The sequence below is a fragment of the Paracoccus aeridis genome (genome assembly GCF_004923205.2).
Classification (GTDB): Bacteria; Pseudomonadota; Alphaproteobacteria; order Rhodobacterales; family Rhodobacteraceae; genus Paracoccus; species Paracoccus aeridis.
On record NZ_SELD02000024.1, the window covers coordinates 1 to 19,417 of the forward strand.

Here is a 19,417-nt window from a genome sequence, read left to right on the forward strand (position 1 = left end):
TCATGCACTAAGATTACAAACGGACCACCTCAGGGGGGCAGGCCAGACGCGGATGCCCATATCGTCATCGAACAGAGCCGCCGCGAGGTCGAGCTGACCAGCGATCTGCCGCGTGACCGCTTGGCGGCCGCCCTTGCTGCAGCCGGCTATCCTGCCCGATGTCGTGACGTAGAATCTCATCCAGATTGACGTGACGCGTCTCATCAAGATTGTCGCGCTATAGTTAGCGGTCTTCCGCCGACTTGTGCGTTTCCTGGCTCTTGTCAGTTCGTCGATGGTTGCGAGGTGGGTGCCTCCCCACTAGGCCGTCACCCGACGGCGGCAGAACCGCATCAAGGCAGGACGACGGTATTGAGCCTTCGATCATTCCGAGGACTAGGCGCGCTTATCGGGTGCGTTCTTCCCGAGCGAAGACTGTTCATCCGATCCGGCAACCATGTTCGGTTCGTTCGCCTAGGCCCCGCGTTTCAGGCCTTCGCTTGGGCTGGTGGAACGTTCTTGGTGGTGTGGTGCCTGACGGTCACGTCTGTCCTGATCGTGGACTCGATCAGTTCCGTCAGCGTGCGAGAGCAGGCCGTCCTTGAGGACCGCGCCCTCGCGCTCAGCTGGGAGCGCGACCAGCGGGCAATGGAAGCACGCGCCTCCCAGCAGCGGTTTGCAGCCGCCATGGAGCAGATCTCGTCGATGCAGAGCGAGCTTCTAGCGCTCGAGTCCCGCAACCGCGAGATGGAGAGCGAGTTTCAGGCCGCCCGAGACACCCTGCGCCGTACCATGGAAGAGACCGGTGTCGCACTCTCTGCGTCGACTGCGTCACAGGACCCAAAAGCTGACGAACTCGCCGGCACGCTCGACTTACTGACCCGCGCCCTGGCCGAGACGGTGGACAAGCGCGACCAAGCCGCCGCCAAGACCAACGAGGCCGTTCGCCTCGCCGGCGAACTGGAGCTCGAGCTGCGGCTGAGGGAAGAGGAGAGCGATCGAATCCTGCGGCAGATCGAGGACACTCTGTTCGTCTCGGTCGAACCTCTCGACGAGCTGCTCCGCGCGACCGGGCTTGACTCGGAGGCGTTGCTCGCCTCCGTCAGGGGTGGCCAGTCGTCCCATGAGGAGGCGCCGTTGGTTCGCGTCGCGGTCTCCACGATGGGCAAGGCCTCGCTGGAGGACGCGACCGTGCGCGCGAACCGCATCGTCGACCGGCTCGACGAACTCGACCACTACCGCTTAGCCCTTGAATCCGTGCCGCTCGCCATGCCGGTGCAAGACGCCTTCAGGTACACCTCGCCCTTCGGCCCGCGCTGGGGTCGAATGCACAAAGGCGTGGACATGGCCGGGCCTGTCGGCACCCCCGTCTACGCCACGGCCGATGGGGTCGTCACCTTCGCTGGCTGGCAGAACGGTTACGGTCGGATCGTCATCGTTCAGCACCCCTTCGGTCTGGAAACCCGCTACCCGCACCTCAACGCCACCCGCGTCAAGGTGGGCCAGGCGGTCGCGCGCGGCGAGCGGGTAGGTGACATGGGCAACTCGGGCCGCTCGACAGGACCCCACCTCCACTACGAGGTGCGCGTGAACGGCGAGGCAGTCGATCCGATGCGCTACATCCACGCCGGCCGAGACCTTCTCTGAGCAGGCCAGCGCGCACTTAAGATTCCACCGGAGGGTCGGGCCGCTCTGCCGTCGTGACACCGGGCATCCAGCGCGCCCATTACAAACCGGCTCAACGTTACCTTCACACGACAGGCCTTTTCGATCCGGGGCGCCAGGATTGATCTGTTGGTTACGGATAGATCAGGACCGGAACACCCGGCCGCAGCATGGCATAGATATCTTCGATTTCATCATCCCGGACGGCAATGCATCCCGCAGTCCAGTCTCGATTCCCGCGAGCCAGCTTGTTCCCTTCCGGTCCGCGACCATGAAACATGATATCGCTCCCGGCGCTGAGATTGAATTGCGCTGCATATTCCCGATCACGCTCGTTCGGATAGGAAATCCCGACCGAAAGATGGTATCGACTTTGAGGGTTGAAGCGATCAATAAAATAAACCCCCTCCGGTGTCTTGCCGTCACCTTCGAATTGTTTATGGCCAAGCGGTTGAAATCCGAGTCCGAAGTTATAAGATTTCAATACAGTGTTCCCGCTCAGCAAATACATGTGCCGCCGCCCCTTATAGACAACGACCTGCGTGACCGGGGGTCCAGAATATCGCTTGAGCTGCGGCTCTCGGACTCCACACGCTGCCAATGCAGCAAGAGCCATCAGCGAAAACCCACGTCGGCTCAGTTTCATCATTCAGGGATTCTCCAAGATGGGCGGAAAGGATGTAACTTGCGGGACTCAGTCACAGGTCAGCCGCAGGGTAGCTATTGAAGATCTCGCTGCTTCCGTCGTTGCGGACCAACAGGACCTCATAGGCTTCACGCTTATCTTCCGGGCCCATGCCCGGGCTGCCATATGGCATGCCCGGCACCGCAAGACCTGCCGCATCCGGCCGCTCCTGCAGCAATCTGCGAATGTCAGCGGCCGGCACATGACCTTCAATAAAATACCCTTCCACCTCCCCAGTATGGCAGGACTGGTGAGATATCGGGACGCCCAAATAAATCTTGTGCTGGATCAAGAGAGTGCCAAGGCTCTTTTCTGATGTGACAGCGAACCCGTTTTCACGAAGATATTCCGTCCATTTCACACAGCACTCGCATCCCACACCCTCCACGACATGTATGTCTTTGTTCTGCGTCTGAGCAGCCGCTGCACCATACGTGCCCAACAAGATCAATGCGAATAGCCTGATGCGAGTTGCCATTGCCTTAACAGCGCGATTTCTCATGTTTTGACCTTCTTTATTATAGCCGAGCTTTCCACGGTCCGTCCGATTGACTTCAGACGAGAACGGCGCAGTCCCGAACAACTGCACCGATGCCATGTTCTAGAATATAGCAACCTGAGTGCCGACCTCGGCCATGCCATAAAGTTCGGTGATATGTTCGTTGTACAGCCCATAGCATCCATTGGATGAACGCCGACCGATCTTCCTGGTGTCATGGGTGCCATGTATAAGATAGGCTGGCCATGATAGATACAGGCCGTAGGGCCCAAGCGGATTATCTGGATCCCCTCCCTCCACGCGCAGTGGCAGGTCAGGGGTGCGCCGACGCATATCAGGTGTCGGCGTCCAGGGAGGGTTCTTGGCCTTGCGAACGATTTCGGTCAGGCCGCGCTTGGTCAGATCTTCAGATACCGGGATTGAACACGGATAGACGCGATAGATAGTCTCGTCGCCATTCCAGTAGTGCAGCGCCTTCGAGTTAATGTCGGCAAGGATCACGCCGGCGCCTATGTCGCTGAAGAAGTCGCTCCAGTGCCTGGAACGGAAAGACGAGATGTTGCGGCGGCTATCGGCATTGGGGTCGATCTGATACACGCCGACATCGGGCGCGCGGCCCTGCTCGGCATTGCCGTAGATGGGAAGGCCAGTACTCGAGTCGATTTGCTGCGCATTGGCGCCCAAGGCGCCATATCCCGCTGCAAAAAGGCCACCGACGAAGCTTCGGCGGCTCAGGCCAAAGGCTGCAAGTCCTCGTGTTTTCATGGTCACTGTCCAATTTTTCTGCTTGTTTAACGCTTTTTTGGCTTGAAAAATGCGCCAATTGGCGTGCGGCTTGTAAATCCGCGCGCTTTTGGCGGCTCTGCTCTGATCGCGCGCGGCGCTCTCCGGCACCGGGTAACCACATCCAGCGGCAGCTTATGGAATTGGCCGCTGTATAGTTCAGGGTAAGGGGAGTTTACGCTCCAATACCGCGCTTGATCAGGCAGTATGAAGTCTGGGAGGCCGTTCTTGCAATGGCGGACTGATCCCGTTCAAGCTTAATGCCGAAAACAAAGCTTGGGCCTTTACCGCAACCTGAGTTGACGGATTCGTTAGAAAGTCAGGGGTAATGGCTGTGAGTGCCAGACAAGCCCAGTCGCAGGTCGTGCCATCCTTCTCAGGATCGCTTTCGACCGTGCAAGACAAGCAGTCGGCGTAGATTAGAGAAGCTTCCCCGGCCAGCTCTTCCGGCATCTTTTGAACCGCCTGTCGTGTATCCACGCTGAGGCTATGTGCCGTTGCCGCAAGCAGCGCGACATTCAATGTGAGAGCGGTGAAGATAACCACTAACATGCGCAGCATGGTGGAAGGGTAGCGGGGCGGGAGCTTGGTGTCCATCGGAGCGCGATAGCAAAACCGTGTGCAGAAGTGGAGGCTTCGACCCAGGCAATCGAACGATCCGGGGGCGATGGACTATCCTTGTTGTGTTGCCTCGACAACCGCCTCCCGCACCAATTCCGCCAAGCTTTGGAAGCTGACATCGGTCAGCTCTTGCCCATCAAGGTAGAAGGTCGGGGTCGCACGCACCCCGAGTGCCTCGATATCGGCCCGATCCTGTGTCAGGATCGCAACGGTTGCGGGATATTTCGTCTCGATGTCGCGGGTCGAGATGTCGAGGCCGGCCGCTTCCGCAGCATCCCAGGCAATGTCCAGATTCGGCCTGTCATGCCGCGCCCAAGCCGGCTGGCTCTCGAGCAACGCATTGAGCACAGGCTCGAACAAGTCCTGGCGCCGCGCGGCCTCCAGAATTGCCACGGCTTCGTCCGAACCCTGATGGAATGCCGCATAACGCATGACGATGCGTAGGCTATCTGGGAATTCAGCCCGCAATTGCTTCAGCACCGGATGAAAGGCGCGGCAGGCCTCACAGGAAGGATCGAAAAATTCGACGAGTGTGACCGGCGCATCTTCCGGTCCGAGGACGGGCGCCGAGGGACGCAGGAGAAGTGCATTAGCGTCAGGGATGGCGGCGGCGCGCGCCTCGGCTTCAGCGGCGGCTTCACGGGCCTGCATGTCCCTGACCAACCAGGAGCCGCCGGCGAAGGCGGCAAGACCAAGGGCAGATGCGCCCAGAACGAGGCTGCGACGGTTCATGCGGATCGTCCTTTCGGCAGAAGAAACAGGGTGATTGCGGCAAAGGCCGCGAGCGACAGGAAAGGGATCGGCAGGCCGAGGATGCTCTGCCCGACGTGGTCGGTGCAGGAGGGGCCATTCGCCGTGCAAGGCAGCACAGGTTCGGGGATCCACCCCGCGTAGAGGCCTGAATGCCATGCGGCGATCACGAGTCCCCCCACCGCCAGCGGCAGGGCGTAAAGCCGCCCGCGCGGATCGCCGATCCAGAGCGCGACCCCAAGGACAGGTGCCAGCGCGAACATGGCGATGCGCTGATACCAGCAAAGGGTGCAAGGCATCTGGCCCAGCACCTCGCCGATGAAAAGCGCCGACAGTGTAGCCAGAAGCGCGACCAGAAAGGCGAAGGTCTGCCGCGTATTGATGTCAGCCAACGGAGGCTCCGGTCTTCTGGGGGCGCTTCATCCCAGCCAGCAGGATGGCGACCGCACCAAGAAAGATCGCGGCGTCGGCGCCATTGAAGGCGGGCCAGTGCCAGCCGCGCCAGTAGAAGTCCAGAAAGTCGGTCACCGCGCCTTGGCGCAGCCGGTCTATGATATTGCCGCTCGCGCCCCCGACGATCAGCGCGAAGCCCGCGCGTTCCAGAGGCAACCGCGCCCTGAGTCCCAACCAAGCTAGAAAGATGGCGAGCGCGCCGGTCAGTGCGGCCATGACCATCGGCCTGTCGGCCATGGTGTTGTCGAACATGCCGAAGCTTGCGCCGGTATTGAAACCGAGCGTCAGGTTGAACCCGAGAAAGACAGGCACAGGCACGTGGTGATCGAGCATTGCCAGCGCCGCGGTCTTGGTCACCTGATCCAGAACCAAGGCCAAGACAGCAAGGCCGATGAAGGAGGGCAAGCGCATCACGCATCTCCCTTATGCCAGCCGAGCCAGCGGGTGACCTCAGCCGCGCCGATCCGCCAGGAGGCAACCGCAATGAAAAAGATGGATGAAACCTCCCAGGCCGCGCTCAAGACAGGACGCGCCGGATCTTCGGCAGGGCGGAGGCACGGTCCTCGTGGTAGTCGATGATGCTGCCAAAGCTTCCGTCTGCGCGGAACAGGAGCACGCCCGAGGTGTGGTCCATGGTGTAGTCGTCCTCGCCCAGGGGACGCCTCTCGACACGGACTCGGAACGCCTCGGCCACTCTCGCGATCTCCTTGGGAGTGCCGGTGTATCCCATGATGCGAGGGTCGAAGTAGGTGAGGTAGTCAGCCAGTGCCGCAATCGTGTCCCGCTCAGGGTCGACGGTGATGAGCGCCACGTTGAGCAGGTCGGCCTCGGCACCGAGGCCATCGAGCCAGAGCGAGATGTCGCTCAGCGTCGTGGGGCAGACCTCCGGGCAGTAGGTGAAGCCGAAGAACACCAGACTCGGCCGGCCGACCCAGTCCGAGATCGTCACGCGACGGCCTCGATGGTCCGTGAGAGTGACATCCATCTCGCTCAGCGGCCGAGGCAGCTTGAGAGAAGGGCCGGCCGGCCGCGCCGCGCCGGGCCCGTCCACTTGCCACCAGCCAAGACCCAGCGTCCCCGCGCCGAGTGCCGTGACTGCACCTGCGCCGAGAAGGAGCCGGCGTGAGAGGTTCATTCCGCAGGTCCCGTGGCACCCGGCCCGAACACCGGCATTTCCACCGTGATCTCACCCCCGGCCTCGAAAGTGAGCGTCAGCGGAAAGGTGGCGCCCTCCTTGAGAGGCGTGGTCAGCTCCATCAGCATAACGTGCATGCCGCCCGGCTCGAGCGTGAGTTCGCCGCCGGCAGGGATCTCGGCCGCCTCCACATGGGCCATCCGGGAGATGCCCTCGGAGAGGGTGGTCTCGTGCAGCATGGGCATGGCCGAGACCGGCGAGGACAGGCCGGTCAGACGGTCAGCCTCGTCGCCGAGGTTGCGGACGGTGAAGTAGGCGGCGCCCGGTCGCGAGCTGCCGATCGAGGCGCGCGCCCAGGCCGCATCGATCTCAAGGTCGCCCTGTCGGACGGGTTCGGCCTGGACGAAGCCGGCAGAGAGAGCGAAGGCAAGGACAGCAGCAACAGGAAGCTTCATGGCGATGATCCTTAGAGGCGGTTCTGGAGGTCGGCGAGGATGTCGGCCGCAGGCATGCCGTAGGCATACTGGCGCAGCCAGTCGCCATCGGGACCGATGAGGTAGAGCGCGGAGGCGTGCGCCATGCTGTAGCCGTCCGGCGCGGCCGCATCGTCCTCGCGCGCGAAGAAGACCTTGAAGCTCTCGGTGGCTGCCTGCGTCGCCTCGGGGCTGCCCGCCAAGCCCAGGATGGACGGATGGAACGCCGACGTAAACTCGGCCAGCTCCGCCCCGGCGTCGCGCTCGGAATCCACGGAGATGAAGAGCGGCTGCACCCGATCGGCCTCGGACCCGAGGCCATCCATCACCTGCGCCACCTCCGAAAGGGTGGTAGGGCAGACGTCCGGGCAGTTCGTGAAGCCAAAGAACACCAGCTGGTAGCGCCCGCGGAAGCCCTCGCTCGTCACGGGGCGGTCGGCCGCGTCCTCCAGCCGGAACTCAGGGCGGAAGGCTTCCTGCGCCGCCTCCCCCGTGCCGCCCGCGCGCAGACCGCCGGTCCAGGCAAGAGCGGCAAAGGCAATCAGCGCGAGCGCGGACGCGGCCCACAACATCTTTTGTGCAAGAGTCAGTTTCATGACGGGCATCTACTCCGGATGAGGCCATGCCGGAAGACCTCGAGCCTTTGATGAACATTTCGTCGCAGCCAGCGCGCCCTCGCGGCGAGCGGCCATGTCGGCGAGCAATCGCCTCAGATCTTGCCGGGCACGGGGCTGATCCATCATGGCACCCGAGAGCGGCAGGCGTGGTAAGCCTCTCCGAAGCGGGTCTCGAGGAGCCGCTCCTCGCTCATGATCTGCCCCCGGGCGGAAAGCCAGAAGAGGAGAACCGCCATCCATGTCAGGACCGCTGGAATGGACAGCGCCACGCCCGCCAGAAGCAGAAGCTGCCCGGTGAAGACCGGATTGCGCGACACGCGGAACAGTCCTTCGGTGACCAACTCACCCAAGGCGTCCTCGGCCACGCCCACGCGCCAGGACGCGCCCATGCCGACCTGACCTGCCCAGGCCAGCATCGCGCCGAGGGACGGCCAGGAAGTGCCCCGGCAGGCTCCAGAGCGGCGCGCCGGGCTCCAACCAGAGCGGGTCGGCCTCGGAGAGCGCAGGGACGGCCGTCTGGAGAATCGGTCCGACGAAGGCCAGCGCGAAGGCTATCCTGAAGCCCCGGGCCGCGAGGCGGTCGCGCCCGGTGGCGTGGCCGAAGAGCCAGACCGGACGCCCTGCGGCGCGCGCGGCCCAGCTCGATGCCAGAAAGAACAACGCAAGATAAAGCGCCAGAACCCCGAGAGTGGCGAAGCCGAAGACTGTCACCCTACGCCTCCCGCTCAGGGTTGAAGGCCAAGAGCCTGAGCGCGTTCAGCGTCACGAGCACGGTGGCACCCGTGTCCGCGAGGATGGCGATCCAGAGGCCCGTGAAGCCCAGCACGGTCGTGACCAGAAACACCCCCTTGAGCCCCAGCGCGATGGTGACGTTCTGGCGGATGTTACCCATGGCGGCACGCGCGAGACGGATCTGGGCGGCCACGTCCGTCACGCGGTTCCTGAGCAGCGCCGCATCCGCCGTCTCGAGCGCCACGTCGGTGCCCGAGCCCATGGCTACGCCCACGCTCGCCGTCGCCAGGGCCGGGGCATCGTTGATCCCGTCGCCCACCATCATGACGCCGCCTGCCTCGGCCATGGCCCGGACCTCCGCGACCTTGTCATCGGGCATCAGCTCGGCGCGGTGCTCCATGCCGAGGCTGCCGGCGATCGCGGCCGCGGTGCGGGCGTTGTCGCCCGTCAGCATGACCGAACTGACGCCGAGATCCTTGAGCTGGCGAATGCCGTCGCGGGCGTCCGCGCGCGGCTCGTCCCGCAGCGCCAGCAGGCCGAGGGCATGGCGCGGGCGGAACACGACCACGACCGTCTTGCCCTCTTCCTCAAGAGCCGTAGCCCGGCGGATGCCCTCGCTATCGAGCACACCCATTTCGGCGGCGGCGAAGCGGGGCGAGCCAACCCATGCCCGCTCCCCCGCGACCAAGGCCTCCGCACCCTTGCCGGGAAGCGCCTTGCCGCCCGATGAGGGCAGCGGTCGAACGCCCTCAGCTTCGGCTCGCGCGGTGATCGCCTCGGCCAACGGGTGGCTCGACCCGGCCTCGACCGCGGCGGCTACGGCCAGGAGTTCGGACGCGTCCGCACTGAGCGGGACCACGTCGGTAACCTGGGGCCGGCCCACCGTCAGCGTACCCGTCTTGTCGTAAGCCACACGAGTGATCTTGGCCGTGGCCTCGATCACCGCTCCGCCCTTCATCAGGAGCCCGCGTCGCGCCCCCGACGAGAGGGCCGAGGCGATGGAGGCCGGGACCGAAATCACCAGCGCGCAGGGGCAGCCGATGAGCAGGAGCGCCAGGCCGCGATAGATCCAGGTTCCCCACTCTTGGCCGAAGGCCAGTGGCGGCACGAGAACGACGAGCAGCGCCACCCCCACCACGGCCGGCATGTAGATCCGGCTGAAGCGGTCGATGAAGCGCTCCGTGGGCGCGCGGGCGCTCTCGGCCTCTTCCACGAGGCGGATGATGCGAGCGATGGTGTTGTCCTCGGCCGCACGGGTCACGCGTACGCGCAGCGCGGCTTCGGCATTGATCGAGCCGGCGAAGACCGGCTCGCCCGGACCCTTGGTCCTGGGCACGCTCTCGCCCGTCACGGGGCTCTCGTCCACACCCGAAATGCCCTCCAGGATCTCGCCATCCGCCGGGATCCGGTCGCCTGGACGCACGAGTACGACCTGCCCGACCTGCAGCGAGGCTGCGGCCACCTGGCGCGTGGTGCCGCTCACCTCAAGGAGCGCTGTCTTCGGCACGAGGTTCGAGAGCGCGCGGATGCTGGCGCGGGCCCGATTGGCGGCCACCCCTTCCAGGACCTCGCCCACGGCGAACAGGAACACCACGAGCGCCGCCTCCTCGGCCGCGTCAATGACCAGCGCCCCCGCGGCCGCGATGGTCATCAGCATCTCGATGGTGAAGGGTTGGCCCATGCGTGCGGCCGCAAAGGCCCGCCGTGCCACGGGCGCGAGTCCGATCAGCGTAGCGAGGACAAAGGCCCAACGGCCCACATCGGCCGAGGTCAGCAACTCGAACCCCCAGGCCCCTGCCAGCAGGAGCCCCGTGACGATAACAAGCTGACCCTTGGGTCGACGCCACCAGGCCTGCCCCCGCTCTACAGGGTCGTCCTCGCGGTCCTCTGGGAGATCGCGGACCCGCTCGTCGAAGGACTGTGGCGGCGCCGCGGCGCCCGAGGGCAGGACGAAGGGCTTGCGCTCCTTCACCGTGCCGCGCGGCGCGATACCGTAGCCCAAGGACTTCACCGCCGCCTCCACCTTCTCGGGCGGCGTCCGCGCGGGGTCGAGCGTGAGCGACAGCCGCTCGGTCATGGTGGCGATGTTCACCTGGCTCACGCCGGGCAGCCGCTCCACGGCGCCTCGCACCTTGATGGCGCAGGACCCGCAATCCATTCCCGACACGTTCCACTCGCGGCGCTCGCCTGCTTGAGCCTCCACAGCCATGATGACCCTTTCTGCGCCGGAACGGCACCCTTGATTCGCATCCGGTTCATGACCTAGCTCCTCTAGCTACTAGAGGTTCAAGAGGGCAGATGATGGTTTTCGAACGGAAAGCTGGGAACAGGGCGCCAGGGTCAAGGTGCCAACGATCCGCTGCTATGAGCAGATTGGCCTGCTGCCTGAGGTCGAGCGCAGCCGGGCAACCCACGGCTCGACGGGTCCAAGGCGCTTGAGCGGCTCCGCTTTATTCGCCACGCCCGCGAGTTGGGCTTTCCGCTGGAAGCCGTTCGCGAGGTCGAGGCGCTCAAGGCGGAGCGATAGTAGGCAAGAACCATCTGGGCTGATCACGCGTTCTGCGAACAACTGATCGTGAGACGCCAGACCTATGGAAATTTGGGCTGTCCTCCTGCTCGCGCTGCTGCCCGGCCTCGGAAACTTCGCCGGCGGCATGCTTGCCGAGTTCGGAGGCGCATCGCCACGTATGCTTAACTTTGCGCTCCACGCAGCATCCGGCATCGTGATCGGCATCGTCGCAGTCGAGCTTATCCCCGCGGCGCTCGAGGGCCTCGCCGGGTGGTGGATCGCTTTGGCGGTTGCGGCCGGCGGCGTTGCCTACGTTCTGATCGAGGCAGGCGTGGAGCGGCTGCAGCAGAAGAAGGGCACTGGCACCGATCGCACCAGCATGTGGATGATCTATGTCGCGGTTGCCGTGGACCTGACGGCAGACGGCGTGATGCTCGGGAGCGGGACGGCCGTCTCGTTGGCGTTCGGCGTGACGCTTGCTGCAGGTCAGGTGCTTGCCGATCTGCCCGAGGGCTTCGCAGCGGTGGCGGATCTGCGCGAGAACGGCGTGCCAAGGAAGCGCCGGATCATGCTCTCCGCTTCCTTCATTCTGTACTGCGTCGGGGCAGCACTTCTGGCCTACCTGCTGCTGCGCGGAGCGCCTGATGCCGCGAAACTCGCCGCGCTCGCCTTCGCCGCCGGTCTTCTTTCCGTCGCCGCCGTCGAGGACATGCTGGATGAGGCACATGAAGCGCGCGAGGATACGCACGGCTCCGTCCTCGCCTTCGTTGGTGGCCTTGCACTCTTCGTGCTGGTTTCAGCTGGACTGGAGACGGTGCTCGGGGATGATCCGCATGATCCAGCCCAGAACGAAGCGGTTCGATCGGAGGGCGAGAGATCTGCTGACCCTGCAGCGTGAGGCTGAGAAGTTCCTCGAAGTTCGACCAGCGCCACTCCGGCCTCCTCTCAACCGTCCATTGCCGCCTTCGATACAAAAATCTAGTGTCTCCAGCAACTATAGCTTTAGGAGGCTTGTAATGCTGACCATCGGAAAACTGGGGCAGGCCGCCGGGGTGAAGATCCCGACAATCCGCTATTACGAGCAAATCGGCCTGCTGCCCGCGCCGGAGCGCAGCGCTGGTAACCAGCGCCTCTACCCCCGGGCCGCGCTGGATCGGCTGGCATTCATCCGCCACTCGCGTGAATTGGGCTTTCCGCTTGAGGCGATCCGCGACCTGCTCAGCCTATCGGACAACCCCGACCAGTCCTGCGCTGCCGTCGATGACATTGCCCGCGTGCAGCTGTCTGAAACCCGCGCGCGGATCGCCCGGCTGCAAGCCTTGAAGGGCGAGTTGGAGCGTATGCTCGCCCAATGTGCCAGCGGGACCATTTCGGATTGCCGGGTGATCGAGACCTTGGCCGAGCGGTGCCATGGCCAGACAGAACTCGACGTGACGCCGGATCCTCTCTCGGGCGGGGCGAACGCATGATTGCTGTCCACGTGCTTGGGAAAGGGAGCGACCTGTAGCAGCTCAGATGCTCTTCAGGCCCACCCGCGCTTCCAGCTTGGCGGCTTCTTCCTTCCGCTCGCTATAGCGGCTGGTGAGGTAGTCTGAGGCGCCCCGCGTCAGAAGGGTGAACTTCAATAATTCCTCCATGACGTCCACCACGCGGTCGTAGAAGGCGGAAGGCTTCATGCGGTCCGCCTCGTCGAACTCCTGCCACGCCTTCGCGACCGAGGACTGGTTGGGGATCGTGACCATCCGCATCCAGCGCCCGAGCACGCGCATCTGGTTCAGGGCATTGAAGGACTGCGAGCCACCCGACACCTGCATGAGGGCGAGCGCGCGTCCCTGCGTGGGCCGGATCGCGCCTCCGGGAAGCGGAATCCAGTCTATCTGCGCCTTCATGACCGCGCTCATGGCTCCGTGCCGCTCGGGGCTTGTCCAGACCTGGCCCTCGGACCACAACATCGCCTCGCGCAGTTCCGCGACCTTGGGGTGGGAGGCCTCGGCGTCGTCGGGCAGGGGCAGGCCGTTGGCATGGTAAACCCGCGTTTCCGCGCCCATGGCGTCGAGAAGGCGCTGCGCCTCGAAGGTCAGGAGGCGCGAGTAGGAACGCTCGCGCAACGAGCCATAGAGCAGCAGGATGCGCGGCGGGTGCGTGGGCATCGACGCCGCCAGCCGAGCGGGGTCCGGCCGCTCAAAGGCGTCGGTAGCAAGGTCAGGAAGCCCGGTCCTCTCAAGCATCGCGTCCGCCCTCACGGCGAACCGCCTCGCCGTCCTCCTTGGTGAACTCCGCCACCGGATGATCGAGAAGATCGAGGACCGCCTCGGACGGCCGGCAGAGCCGTGTGCCCTTGGGCGTCTCCACGATGGGGCGGTTAATGAGGATGGGATGCGCCAGCATGGCGTCGAGGAGCTGGTCATCCGTGAGCGACGGGTCGCTCAGGCCCAGTTCGGCGTAAGGGGTGCCCTTCTCGCGCAGCAGTTCGCGGGAAGTGATGCCCATGGCCTTGATCAGTTCCTTGAGGCGCTCGCGGCTTGGGAGCGCTTTCAGATACTCGATGACGACCGGCTCCTCACCGCTGGCCCGGATCATGGCTAGGGTGTTGCGCGAGGTGCCGCAGGCGGGGTTGTGCCAGATGGTGACGGTCATGGCCGGCGCGTCCTTTCGGGGAACCAGTGGCGGGTGCGATTGGCGAAGGCCACGAGGGAAAGCATCACCGGCACCTCGACGAGGACGCCCACGACAGTGGCGAGCGCTGCCCCCGAGTTCAGGCCGAAGAGGCTGATCGCCACCGCGACCGCCAGTTCGAAGAAATTCGAGGTGCCGATCATCGCGCAGGGCGCGGCGATGTCGAACGGCACCCGCAGCGCCCGCGCCGCGCCGTAGGCGATGGCAAAGATGCCGTAACTCTGGATCAGGAGGGGCACGGCGATGAGGAGGATCACCAGCGGGTTTGCGAGGATCTTCTCTCCTTGGAAGCCGAAGAGCAGCACCACGGTGATCAGAAGCGCCGCCATGGTGACAGGCTTGATGCGGTCCCGGAAGGCTTCGACCGCCGCCTCCCCGCCCTGCGCCCCGAGGCGGTTGCGGGTGAGGATGCCGGCCGCGAGTGGCACGACGATGTAGAGCAGCACGGACAGCAGCAGGGTGTCCCACGGAACCACGATGTCGGTGACGCCCAGCAACAGCGCCACAATGGGGGCGAAGGCCACGACCATGATGAGATCGTTCACGCTCACCTGCATGAGCGTGTAGGTCGGATCGCCCCGCGTCAGGTTCGACCAGACGAAGACCATGGCCGTGCAGGGTGCGGCACCGAGCAGGATCACGCCGGCAAGATAGGCCTGCGCGTCATCGGGCGGGATGAGGCCGGCGAAGATATACTGGAAGAACAGTACGCCCAAGGCGGCCATGGTGAAGGGTTTGATGAGCCAGTTCACCACCAGGGTGATAAGGAGGCCCCGGGGTTCCTCGCCCACCCGGCGGATCGAGCCGAAGTCCACGCCCACCATCATCGGATAGACCATGGCCCAGATCAGCACGGCGACGGGCAGGTTGACGGAAGCGACCTCCATCCGGGCGAGGCCCGCAAAGAGGCCGGGCGCAAGATTGCCCAGCACGATCCCCGCCACAATGGCACCCGCGACCCAGAGCGAGAGCCAGCGCTCGAAGGCGCCAAGCCCCCCTGCAGGGGCGGATGCGTCGGCCATGTGGTCCGTCATGAAGATCTCCGGGAAATCAGCAGCAGGGCGCAAGTTCGGCCACGAGCGGCGCGCACAACTCGGCGCGTCCCCCGCAGCAATCCTTGAGCAGGAAGATCGTGAGCGCGCGCATGCGCTCCAGGTTGGCGCGGTAGATGATCGAGCGGCCGTCCCGTTCGCCTGCGACCAGGCCTGCATGGGACAAGATCGTGAGATGAGCTGAAAGGGTGTTGGCCGGCACGTCCAGAGCGCGGGCAAGTTCTCCCGCAGACAGGCCCTGGGGTTCATGACGCACAAGGAGCCGGAAGCACTCCAGCCGTGTGGGCTGAGCAAGGGCGGACAGGGCAGCGATAGCGTGAGATGATTCCATAAATCTAGAATAATGGAATCATTCAGGATGCACAAGGCACAAGGCTCTTCCGTTGCTTACGGGACAACCCTACTTAGTAGGGTCTAGCCTGACCGACACGCACTTCTCGACCTCGGCGCTAGTCGGCGCGGTAGTTCTCACAGCTATCAACGTTCCGCGCCGTGCCCTCTAGCAGCTCCCCGACCAAGGCCAGCAGTTCGCCGATGCGCGGATCGGTCAGCCGGTAGTAGACGAAGCGCCCGCGCGGCTCGCCCGCCACCAGCCCGCACTCGCTGAGGCAGCGCAGGTGGTTCGAGGCATTGGGCTGGCTCAGGCCGGTGGCGGCGACGATCTCGCTCACCGACAAGGCTCCCAAGCGCAAGGCTTCAAGGATCGCCAGCCGCGAGGGATCGGCCAGCCCCCGAAAGAGCTTGGCCTGCTGCGCCACGGCCAGAACCTTCGCGGTTGGCGCTGCCAGGAGTTCGGTTGCACTCGACATATCAGCTCCTGATGATATATATCGCTCATCGTGTTAAAGGAAGATGGCTGATGAGCGACGGGGTTTCCATGAGCCAAGCCGAGACGGCGCGCTACCGCGTCACCGGCATGGACTGCGCCTCTTGCGCAGCGAAGATCGAGAAGGCGGCGCGTTCGGTCGGCATCGAGGACGTGAAGGTTTCGACAGCCACCCAGATCATGACCCTGCACGCCGACGCCACGCGGCGGCCACAGGTCGAACAGGCCGTGACTGCCCTCGGCTACCAGCTCGACCGGCTGGACCGGCCCGAGGCAGGGTCCGGGGCGGACGATGATGACGAACTGCCCCGCGACCTGTCCCACATCACTCCGGCCTACAAGCGCGCGCTGTGGATCGTGGTGGTCTTGAACGTCGGCTACGGCCTGGTCGAGATGGCTGGCGGCTTTCTCTCGGGCTCGCAGGCGCTTAAGGCTGACGCGCTCGACTTCCTGGGCGACGGCCTCATCACCTTCCTGGGCCTTCTCGCCATCGGCTGGAGCCTGCTCTGGCGCGCGCGCTCCGCCCTCATTCAGGGCCTGTTCCTGGGCGCGCTCGGCTTGGGTGTCCTTGCCAACACCGCCTACCGGGTGCTGGCTCTGAACCAGCCCGAGGCCGAACTCATGGGCCTGTTTGGTGCCATAGCCCTCGTCGTCAACGTGGCGGCGGCACTGGCGCTGATCCCGCATCGGGCCGGTGACGCCAACGTCCGTGCGGTGTGGCTGTTCTCGCGCAACGACGCCATCGGCAATGCGGCGGTCGTGGTTGCGGCGGGGCTCGTGGCTTGGACCGGCACGGCTTGGCCCGATCTGGTCGTGGCGGCCGTGATCGCCGGGTTGTTCCTGCAATCCTCGTGGTTGATCGTCAGGGATGCCCGAAACGACCTGCGTGAGGCCCGGTGAGCGGCCGTGCCTTGGGCCTGGGCTGCGCAGTGGCGGCCTTTGCGTTCGATCAGGGGACCAAGGCTCTTGCCCTGCGTTCCGCGACCTTGGCAGAGAGCGTTGAGGTCCTGCCCATCCTCAACCTCGTGCTCGTGCGCAACAGGGGCATCAGCTTCGGGATGCTCGGCGGCGTTATGCCGTGGTGGGCCCTGACTGTCGTCAGCCTCGCCATCGTGGCGGTCTTGGCGGCCTGGCTCTGGAGGGCGCAAAGCCGCGTGCTGAGTGTGGCCCTGGGTCTGGTGATCGGCGGCGCGCTGTCCAACGTCCTCGACCGGGTGAGACATGGAGCGGTGACAGACTTCCTGGATTTTCACTTCGCCACCCATCACTGGCCCGCCTTCAACTTGGCGGACATGGCGATTGTCGCAGGGGCCGCGCTTCTGCTGCTCGATGGCCTGCGAGGCCAAAAGCGCGAAGCTGCCATCACGACGCAGTCAACTTGATGGGCAAGTCGCTTTCGCTGGGGCTTTGTGCAGCCGCCCTCCTCGCGGCGGTCGGTCTTGCCGTCGAGGCGTCCGCGCAGAGGTCAGACTGGTGGGGCGGCGATCCGTCCGCCCCTGCCACAGCGCCGCCCCCCGACGCCGGTCGCGGGGGGCGCCTGGCGGCGGAGGCCTGCGCGACGTGCCATGGAGAGGACGGCGACAGTCCCGACCCGCTCTACCCGAAGCTGGCGGGGCAGCGGGCCGGCTACCTCCACCGGCAACTCCTGGCGTTCCGCTCGGGGCACCGCCGTTCGGACGTCATGGCGGACGTCGCGGCCGCCCTCTCCGACGCCGACATGGCCGACCTCGCTGCCTTCTACAGCCGGCAGGTCAGGCGGCCCGACGCGGTCGATGACAGAGAGCTGGCCGAGCGCGGGCGGCAGATCTTCGAGGGCGGCCACCAGCCGAGGATGCCCTCATGTGCTATGTGTCACGGCGCATCCAGCCAGGGCCACATGCCCATGATGGGCATGCGACCGATGATGAGCATGATGGAGGACGCGCCGATCCTCAACGGCCAGCACGCCGGCTATCTCGTCGACCAGTTGCGCCAGTTCGCCACCGGCGAGCGCCAGGCCACCACGATGATGGGTATGATGATGGGGCGCGCCGCGTCGACGCTGACCGAGGCAGAGGTACGATCAGTGGCGGAATACCTTTCGGGTCTGCCGTGAGATTGACGGGCGTCCATCGACGTAGGTTTCGCGCCCTGTCGCACATGCGCAATTTCATCCCTTGCGCCCACCCAACCAGAACCACCGTCGAGGTGGAGGCGCAGGCGCAGGATCGGATTTTTCCCTTTGGTGGGTCAGCAGCGCGGTGAGGCGCCGCCGTTCCGCAGCTTGGCCGACATGTCGTCGCCATGAAGGGCGGCCGGATCGTGACCGAGCCGGTGCTTTCCGCGCTCTACGACACACCGATTGAGGTCTCGTGCTACGACGACCGCCCGCTGGCCCTGCACCACCCTCAGCCGCGACCGCGTGAGCAGAGGCGCGACGACAGGCAGAGCTGTGAGCATCCCAACCTTACAGCCCCAGTTCAGCGTGGGAGCCAAGCCGTACCAGTTGTAGCGCCTCCGCGTCGGGCTTTCGGTAGATCAGCACCAAGTCCGGTTTAACGTGACAGTCCCGATGATCCTTCCAGTCGCCCGTCAGCGCGTGATCGCGGTGACGGGGTTCCAGCGGCTCGTCGTTGGCCAGTGCTGCGAGGATGGGGACCAGCATGGCATCCAGTGATTTTCCATGCCGCCCCTTTGCCTCTCGTTTGTAGTCGCGCTTGAACTGACTGCTGCGTTCAATCCTCCGCATGCAGGTCCGCCATCAGGTCCTCTACGGTGGCGAACTGCTTGCCTTTCCCTTCCCGCATTTCTCTCATCGCCGCGATCGTCGTCTCGTTCGGAGTCAGAGGCTCGAAAGGCAACGCCTTCTCGCGCGCGACCTTCGTCAGCATCAGCCGGACGGCATCAGACACGGTGAGCCCCATTGCAGCCAAGACAGCAGCGGCTTCTGCTTTAACCTCGCCGTCAATGCGGGCTTGTACCAGTTTATTTGCAGCCATCAGCGTGCCCCCTACTTTATGAATGACAATGTAATGCACGCCTGACGTACGGACAACCCTTCTGCTGCGTGCGACGGGACGCAGCCGCAGCCGCAGCAGACCCGGCCCATGTTGCCGGGCTTTCGATAGCCAAGGCTGCTAGCAGACAGGCATCTCTTCGCCGGATTCGATCGTCCGCAGCGCGCCGTCAGGCAGCGGCCGCTGCAAATTCTTCGCCTCGGGCCACGGCAGCGTCAGCCATGCCTGCCAGTCCTCGGGCCGGAACAGGATCACGGGCATCGCCTTGGGATGGACGACCGCGACCTCGGCGTTCGGCGTCGTGGTCAGAAAGCCGAACAGGTCATCGACCGTTTCGCCGTCCTTCACCTTGCGGACGGAGCGCCATCCCCGCGTTTCGATGCCCGCAAAGAACGCGGGGGCATCCGCGATCGGTGCGAACCACTGGTTGCCCTGGCCCTTGCCGCGCGGCTCTGCGAAGGTCGTCAGCGGCACCAGGCAGCGGTGCCCCGGTTCAAGCCAGCGCTGCCAATGCGGCGAAGCGGTGTTGCGGATGTTGGTCACGCCGGGATCGCGCTGCGTCTTCAGGTGCTGTGGGGGTGTCGGCATGCCCCAGCGTACTTGGACGATCTCGGGGCCGTCCTCGCCGTTCCGAATGATCGGCGCCAGCCGATCGGGATAAACGTCTATCGGCCAGGGGGCGTTACCGGTTCGGTCAGAAGCAGAGAACAACCGACTGATCTCGTCCGCGCTGGGGCGGGTGCGATAAAGATTGCAGATGTTCGTGCTCTCCTATTGCCGATCCTTCGGGCAAAGCAGGTCAAACTGCTCGGCCGCCAAGGTCACGCCGTAGCGTGTTTCCCCGTCCTTTTCGTAGCTGGTTTCGCGGATCGTGCCGCGCGCGTGAACCAGATCGCCTGGTCCAAGGTTCACCTTCGCCCATCGTAAGCGTCCGGCGTAGGCGCCTACTTCTTCCGAGGTTGCCAC

The 19,417-nt window shown here is 64.7% G+C and carries 27 protein-coding genes and 1 pseudogene; 7 read left to right on the top strand and 21 right to left on the bottom strand.

Features of this window, described 5'->3' with window-relative positions:
* The first annotated feature begins 351 nt into the window (after positions 1 to 351).
* A complete protein-coding gene (locus tag ELI80_RS09435) occupies positions 352 to 1,626 on the top strand; it encodes a DUF5930 domain-containing protein (RefSeq protein ID WP_236641416.1) in 1,275 nt (424 codons plus the stop codon).
* A 151-nt stretch (positions 1,627 to 1,777) separates the two neighbouring features.
* On the opposite strand, the gene ELI80_RS09440 is transcribed toward ELI80_RS09435, so the two are convergent.
* The 12 genes from ELI80_RS09440 to ELI80_RS09495 form a co-directional block, all read right to left on the bottom strand.
* Complete coding sequence (locus tag ELI80_RS09440) at positions 1,778 to 2,293, bottom strand: L,D-transpeptidase family protein (RefSeq protein ID WP_136651100.1); 516 nt, start codon at positions 2,291 to 2,293, stop codon at positions 1,778 to 1,780.
* Between the two features lie 49 nt (positions 2,294 to 2,342).
* Positions 2,343 to 2,831, bottom strand: a complete 489-nt coding sequence (locus tag ELI80_RS09445) for a DUF411 domain-containing protein (RefSeq protein WP_236641417.1) — start codon at positions 2,829 to 2,831, stop codon at positions 2,343 to 2,345.
* Positions 2,832 to 2,930: 99 nt separating this feature from the next.
* On the bottom strand, positions 2,931 to 3,593 hold the full coding sequence (locus ELI80_RS09450; RefSeq protein ID WP_136651120.1) for a L,D-transpeptidase: 663 nt from the start codon (positions 3,591 to 3,593) through the stop codon (positions 2,931 to 2,933).
* 216 nt (positions 3,594 to 3,809) lie between these two features.
* On the bottom strand, positions 3,810 to 4,208 hold the full coding sequence (locus tag ELI80_RS09455) for a hypothetical protein (RefSeq protein ID WP_136651101.1): 399 nt from the start codon (positions 4,206 to 4,208) through the stop codon (positions 3,810 to 3,812).
* Between the two features lie 75 nt (positions 4,209 to 4,283).
* The gene (locus tag ELI80_RS09460; protein WP_136651102.1) at positions 4,284 to 4,964 is read right to left on the bottom strand and encodes a DsbA family protein; all 681 of its coding nucleotides are present in this window, start codon (positions 4,962 to 4,964) and stop codon (positions 4,284 to 4,286) included.
* Positions 4,961 to 5,374: a disulfide bond formation protein B gene (locus ELI80_RS09465; protein ID WP_136651103.1), complete on the bottom strand. Its 414-nt coding sequence runs from the start codon at positions 5,372 to 5,374 to the stop codon at positions 4,961 to 4,963. The genes ELI80_RS09460 and ELI80_RS09465 overlap by 4 nt, the downstream gene beginning before the upstream one ends.
* On the bottom strand, positions 5,367 to 5,846 hold the full coding sequence (gene lspA, locus ELI80_RS09470) for a signal peptidase II (protein ID WP_136651104.1): 480 nt from the start codon (positions 5,844 to 5,846) through the stop codon (positions 5,367 to 5,369). Before lspA (ELI80_RS09470) ends, ELI80_RS09465 begins: the two co-directional genes overlap by 8 nt.
* Before the next feature lie 106 nt (positions 5,847 to 5,952).
* Positions 5,953 to 6,570: an SCO family protein gene (locus ELI80_RS09475; RefSeq protein WP_136651105.1), complete on the bottom strand. Its 618-nt coding sequence runs from the start codon at positions 6,568 to 6,570 to the stop codon at positions 5,953 to 5,955.
* The gene (locus ELI80_RS09480; protein ID WP_201740602.1) at positions 6,567 to 7,025 is read right to left on the bottom strand and encodes a copper chaperone PCu(A)C; all 459 of its coding nucleotides are present in this window, start codon (positions 7,023 to 7,025) and stop codon (positions 6,567 to 6,569) included. Before ELI80_RS09480 ends, ELI80_RS09475 begins: the two co-directional genes overlap by 4 nt.
* Before the next feature lie 11 nt (positions 7,026 to 7,036).
* Entirely contained in the window at positions 7,037 to 7,639 is a 603-nt protein-coding gene (locus ELI80_RS09485; protein WP_136651107.1) for an SCO family protein, read from the bottom strand.
* Positions 7,640 to 7,782: 143 nt separating this feature from the next.
* Positions 7,783 to 8,049, bottom strand: a complete 267-nt coding sequence (locus ELI80_RS09490; RefSeq protein WP_161596449.1) for a methyltransferase family protein — start codon at positions 8,047 to 8,049, stop codon at positions 7,783 to 7,785.
* Between the two features lie 323 nt (positions 8,050 to 8,372).
* The gene (locus ELI80_RS09495; RefSeq protein ID WP_136651109.1) at positions 8,373 to 10,601 is read right to left on the bottom strand and encodes a heavy metal translocating P-type ATPase; all 2,229 of its coding nucleotides are present in this window, start codon (positions 10,599 to 10,601) and stop codon (positions 8,373 to 8,375) included.
* Positions 10,602 to 10,737: 136 nt separating this feature from the next.
* Here ELI80_RS09495 and ELI80_RS09500 point away from each other — a divergent pair.
* The 3 genes and pseudogenes from ELI80_RS09500 to ELI80_RS09510 form a co-directional block, all read left to right on the top strand.
* Positions 10,738 to 10,904, top strand: a pseudogene (locus ELI80_RS09500) (MerR family transcriptional regulator); the annotation flags it as partial.
* 79 nt (positions 10,905 to 10,983) lie between these two features.
* Positions 10,984 to 11,799, top strand: a complete 816-nt coding sequence (locus ELI80_RS09505; protein ID WP_073068604.1) for a ZIP family metal transporter — start codon at positions 10,984 to 10,986, stop codon at positions 11,797 to 11,799.
* Between the two features lie 118 nt (positions 11,800 to 11,917).
* Positions 11,918 to 12,370: a MerR family transcriptional regulator gene (locus tag ELI80_RS09510; protein ID WP_073068602.1), complete on the top strand. Its 453-nt coding sequence runs from the start codon at positions 11,918 to 11,920 to the stop codon at positions 12,368 to 12,370.
* Between the two features lie 42 nt (positions 12,371 to 12,412).
* On the opposite strand, the gene arsH is transcribed toward ELI80_RS09510, so the two are convergent.
* From arsH to ELI80_RS09535, 5 genes are all read right to left on the bottom strand, one after another.
* Positions 12,413 to 13,129: an arsenical resistance protein ArsH gene (gene arsH / locus ELI80_RS09515; protein WP_136651110.1), complete on the bottom strand. Its 717-nt coding sequence runs from the start codon at positions 13,127 to 13,129 to the stop codon at positions 12,413 to 12,415.
* Positions 13,122 to 13,538 (bottom strand): arsenate reductase (glutaredoxin), encoded by a 417-nt coding sequence (gene arsC, locus ELI80_RS09520; protein WP_136651111.1) that lies wholly within the window; start codon positions 13,536 to 13,538, stop codon positions 13,122 to 13,124. Before arsC ends, arsH begins: the two co-directional genes overlap by 8 nt.
* Positions 13,535 to 14,599, bottom strand: coding sequence for an ACR3 family arsenite efflux transporter (gene arsB, locus ELI80_RS09525; RefSeq protein WP_136651121.1), 1,065 nt, complete (start codon positions 14,597 to 14,599; stop codon positions 13,535 to 13,537). The genes arsC and arsB overlap by 4 nt, the downstream gene beginning before the upstream one ends.
* Positions 14,600 to 14,627: 28 nt before the next feature.
* Complete coding sequence (locus ELI80_RS09530) at positions 14,628 to 14,960, bottom strand: ArsR/SmtB family transcription factor (RefSeq protein ID WP_136651112.1); 333 nt, start codon at positions 14,958 to 14,960, stop codon at positions 14,628 to 14,630.
* A gap of 118 nt (positions 14,961 to 15,078) precedes the next feature.
* The gene (locus ELI80_RS09535) at positions 15,079 to 15,387 is read right to left on the bottom strand and encodes an ArsR/SmtB family transcription factor (protein WP_236641418.1); all 309 of its coding nucleotides are present in this window, start codon (positions 15,385 to 15,387) and stop codon (positions 15,079 to 15,081) included.
* 101 nt (positions 15,388 to 15,488) lie between these two features.
* Between ELI80_RS09535 and ELI80_RS09540 the strand changes: the two genes are divergently transcribed.
* The 3 genes from ELI80_RS09540 to ELI80_RS09550 are packed head-to-tail and all read left to right on the top strand — an operon-like array spanning position 15,489 to position 17,550.
* The gene (locus tag ELI80_RS09540) at positions 15,489 to 16,355 is read left to right on the top strand and encodes a cation efflux transmembrane domain-containing protein (protein ID WP_136651114.1); all 867 of its coding nucleotides are present in this window, start codon (positions 15,489 to 15,491) and stop codon (positions 16,353 to 16,355) included.
* Positions 16,352 to 16,837 carry a signal peptidase II gene (lspA, locus tag ELI80_RS09545; RefSeq protein WP_136651115.1) on the top strand — a complete coding sequence of 162 codons (486 nt, stop codon included), beginning with the start codon at positions 16,352 to 16,354 and terminating at the stop codon, positions 16,835 to 16,837. The genes ELI80_RS09540 and lspA (ELI80_RS09545) overlap by 4 nt, the downstream gene beginning before the upstream one ends.
* Positions 16,837 to 17,550, top strand: a complete 714-nt coding sequence (locus ELI80_RS09550; protein WP_136651116.1) for a c-type cytochrome — start codon at positions 16,837 to 16,839, stop codon at positions 17,548 to 17,550. Before lspA (ELI80_RS09545) ends, ELI80_RS09550 begins: the two co-directional genes overlap by 1 nt.
* Positions 17,551 to 17,901: 351 nt before the next feature.
* Here ELI80_RS09550 and ELI80_RS09555 read toward each other — a convergent pair whose 3' ends face one another.
* From ELI80_RS09555 to ELI80_RS16430, 4 genes are all read right to left on the bottom strand, one after another.
* Entirely contained in the window at positions 17,902 to 18,183 is a 282-nt protein-coding gene (locus ELI80_RS09555; protein WP_073068593.1) for a type II toxin-antitoxin system YafQ family toxin, read from the bottom strand.
* Entirely contained in the window at positions 18,170 to 18,472 is a 303-nt protein-coding gene (locus ELI80_RS09560) for a type II toxin-antitoxin system RelB/DinJ family antitoxin (RefSeq protein ID WP_438943062.1), read from the bottom strand. Before ELI80_RS09560 ends, ELI80_RS09555 begins: the two co-directional genes overlap by 14 nt.
* Before the next feature lie 99 nt (positions 18,473 to 18,571).
* Complete coding sequence (locus ELI80_RS09565; RefSeq protein ID WP_236641419.1) at positions 18,572 to 19,162, bottom strand: SOS response-associated peptidase family protein; 591 nt, start codon at positions 19,160 to 19,162, stop codon at positions 18,572 to 18,574.
* Between the two features lie 60 nt (positions 19,163 to 19,222).
* Positions 19,223 to 19,417: single stranded DNA-binding domain-containing protein (locus ELI80_RS16430; RefSeq protein ID WP_438943063.1), on the bottom strand; the 195-nt coding region annotated here is incomplete at its 5' end.

Coding starts and splice junctions, on each gene's coding strand:
- ELI80_RS09440 (WP_136651100.1), bottom strand. CDS start 2,293: ATGATGAAACTGAGCCGACGTGGGTTTTCGCTGATGGCTCTTGCTGCA.
- ELI80_RS09445 (WP_236641417.1), bottom strand. CDS start 2,831: ATGAGAAATCGCGCTGTTAAGGCAATGGCAACTCGCATCAGGCTATTC.
- ELI80_RS09450 (WP_136651120.1), bottom strand. CDS start 3,593: ATGAAAACACGAGGACTTGCAGCCTTTGGCCTGAGCCGCCGAAGCTTC.
- ELI80_RS09455 (WP_136651101.1), bottom strand. CDS start 4,208: ATGGACACCAAGCTCCCGCCCCGCTACCCTTCCACCATGCTGCGCATG.
- ELI80_RS09460 (WP_136651102.1), bottom strand. CDS start 4,964: ATGAACCGTCGCAGCCTCGTTCTGGGCGCATCTGCCCTTGGTCTTGCC.
- lspA (WP_136651104.1), bottom strand. CDS start 5,846: ATGCGCTTGCCCTCCTTCATCGGCCTTGCTGTCTTGGCCTTGGTTCTG.
- ELI80_RS09475 (WP_136651105.1), bottom strand. CDS start 6,570: ATGAACCTCTCACGCCGGCTCCTTCTCGGCGCAGGTGCAGTCACGGCA.
- ELI80_RS09480 (WP_201740602.1), bottom strand. CDS start 7,025: ATGAAGCTTCCTGTTGCTGCTGTCCTTGCCTTCGCTCTCTCTGCCGGC.
- ELI80_RS09485 (WP_136651107.1), bottom strand. CDS start 7,639: ATGAAACTGACTCTTGCACAAAAGATGTTGTGGGCCGCGTCCGCGCTC.
- ELI80_RS09490 (WP_161596449.1), bottom strand. CDS start 8,049: ATGGGCGCGTCCTGGCGCGTGGGCGTGGCCGAGGACGCCTTGGGTGAG.
- ELI80_RS09495 (WP_136651109.1), bottom strand. CDS start 10,601: ATGGCTGTGGAGGCTCAAGCAGGCGAGCGCCGCGAGTGGAACGTGTCG.
- ELI80_RS09505 (WP_073068604.1), top strand. CDS start 10,984: ATGGAAATTTGGGCTGTCCTCCTGCTCGCGCTGCTGCCCGGCCTCGGA.
- ELI80_RS09510 (WP_073068602.1), top strand. CDS start 11,918: ATGCTGACCATCGGAAAACTGGGGCAGGCCGCCGGGGTGAAGATCCCG.
- arsH (WP_136651110.1), bottom strand. CDS start 13,129: ATGCTTGAGAGGACCGGGCTTCCTGACCTTGCTACCGACGCCTTTGAG.
- arsC (WP_136651111.1), bottom strand. CDS start 13,538: ATGACCGTCACCATCTGGCACAACCCCGCCTGCGGCACCTCGCGCAAC.
- arsB (WP_136651121.1), bottom strand. CDS start 14,599: ATGGCCGACGCATCCGCCCCTGCAGGGGGGCTTGGCGCCTTCGAGCGC.
- ELI80_RS09530 (WP_136651112.1), bottom strand. CDS start 14,960: ATGGAATCATCTCACGCTATCGCTGCCCTGTCCGCCCTTGCTCAGCCC.
- ELI80_RS09540 (WP_136651114.1), top strand. CDS start 15,489: ATGAGCGACGGGGTTTCCATGAGCCAAGCCGAGACGGCGCGCTACCGC.
- ELI80_RS09550 (WP_136651116.1), top strand. CDS start 16,837: ATGGGCAAGTCGCTTTCGCTGGGGCTTTGTGCAGCCGCCCTCCTCGCG.
- ELI80_RS09555 (WP_073068593.1), bottom strand. CDS start 18,183: ATGCGGAGGATTGAACGCAGCAGTCAGTTCAAGCGCGACTACAAACGA.